We start from the raw sequence: 932 nt of genomic DNA on the forward strand, positions 1-932 counted from the left end.
AATATATATAGTAGAGTTCAGATAAAACCGATACAATAAATAAAAAATAATCAACTATTCAGATAAACCATGACTTATTCAATCGACTATCGTAAACAAGTGCTGTCTAGCATCGATAATGGTCTGACTGTTAGAGAAGCTGCTGCTTTTTACGCGCTTAGCACTAGTACTATACATAGTTGGAGACAGAACTTAGAGCCTAAGAAAGGGCGAGATAAAGCCCCGACTAAAATACCTGATGACGCTTTGCTTCAGGATGTCAAAGCATATCCTGATGACTATCAATATGAGCGCGCAAATCGTCTGGGCTGTAGTAAAACCGGCATTCATCATACTTTAAAACGATTAAACATCAGTCAAAAAAAAGACACTAGAGCATCCAAAAGCCTGTCTGGAAAAAAGAGCTAAGTATCTCAATCACTTGAGTGATTATATAATTCAAGGCTATCCCATTGTTTATATGGATGAAAGTGGCTTTGAGCATGAGACCTTATGGCTATGCTCCGATAGGTAAGCCTTGTAGCGATCGCTACAACTGGCAAGGTAAAAAACGTACCAACGTCATTGGTGCCCTGTACGAAAGAGGACTATTTGCACTTGATTACTTCGAAAAAAACATCAATGGAGATGTATTCTATAACTGGTGCAAGTACACGCTAATACCGAGCCTAAAAACCAAGTGCGTAATCGTAATGGATAACGCAAGCTTTCATAAACGAGTACAAAAGCTGCTTAATAGACACGGCCATCGCCTTTTATTTTTACCACCCTACAGCCCTGATCTAAATCCTATCGAGAAGAAATGGGCACAAGCTAAATTTCTACGCCAAGGATGGATGGAAAATAATCTGCCTAAACTATAGTCAAGCCTACTTAAAAGTGTTATAAACTAATTATCAAACTTAATTATTATTATAAAGACCATGACTTAC

General features: G+C 37.9%; 2 protein-coding genes. Both read left to right on the forward strand.

Annotated features, from left to right (window positions below):
- Window positions 1-69: 69 nt before the first annotated feature.
- On the forward strand, window positions 70-408 hold the full coding sequence (locus QL982_RS14440; RefSeq protein ID WP_290166172.1) for an IS630 transposase-related protein: 339 nt from the start codon (window positions 70-72) through the stop codon (window positions 406-408).
- Between the two features lie 74 nt (window positions 409-482).
- A complete protein-coding gene (locus tag QL982_RS14445; protein ID WP_290166174.1) occupies window positions 483-863 on the forward strand; it encodes a transposase in 381 nt (126 codons plus the stop codon).
- The last annotated feature ends 69 nt before the right edge of the window (window positions 864-932 follow it).

Source organism: Psychrobacter sp. 5A.1, from assembly GCF_030407455.1.
Classification (GTDB): Bacteria; Pseudomonadota; Gammaproteobacteria; order Pseudomonadales; family Moraxellaceae; genus Psychrobacter.

Bases quoted from the DNA above. Each gene is read 5' to 3' on its own strand.
- QL982_RS14440 (WP_290166172.1), top strand. From the start codon at position 70: ATGACTTATTCAATCGACTATCGTAAACAAGTGCTGTCTAGCATCGAT.
- QL982_RS14445 (WP_290166174.1), top strand. From the start codon at position 483: ATGAGACCTTATGGCTATGCTCCGATAGGTAAGCCTTGTAGCGATCGC.